Source organism: Colwellia marinimaniae (assembly GCF_002207865.1).
Taxonomy (GTDB): domain Bacteria; phylum Pseudomonadota; class Gammaproteobacteria; order Enterobacterales; family Alteromonadaceae; genus Colwellia; species Colwellia marinimaniae.
The window spans coordinates 1-339 of the sequence record NZ_BDQM01000168.1 but is presented as its reverse complement, the minus strand read 5'-3'; the positions used below and the strand labels follow the sequence as shown (position 1 = coordinate 339).

The window sequence follows — 339 nt, the reverse complement described above, 5'->3', positions numbered from 1 at the left end:
TTTTTCTCCATTTTCTTTTTTTTCTTTTTTTTCTTTCTTTTCTTTTTCTTTTTTTTTTTCTTTTTTTTCTTTTTTTTTTTTTTTTTTTCTTCTTTTTTTTTTTTTTTTTCTCTTTTTTTTTTTTTTTTTCTTTTTCTTTTTTTTTTTTTTTCTTTTCTTTCTTCTTTTTTTTTTTTTTTTTTTTTTTCTTCTTTTTTTTTTTCTTTTTTCTTTTTTTTCTTTTTTTTTTCTTTTTTTTTTTGTTTTTTTTTTTTTTTTTTTTTTCTTTTTTTTTCTTTTCTTTTCTCTTTCTTTTCTTTTTTTCTCTTCCCTTCCCTTTTTTTCTCTTTTCTTTTCTTT

At 13.9% G+C, this 339-nt stretch carries 1 protein-coding gene; it reads right to left on the bottom strand.

What is annotated here, in order from left to right:
- On the bottom strand, window positions 1–339 hold a 339-nt coding region (locus tag MTCD1_RS23520), incomplete at both ends, for a hypothetical protein (protein WP_200818642.1).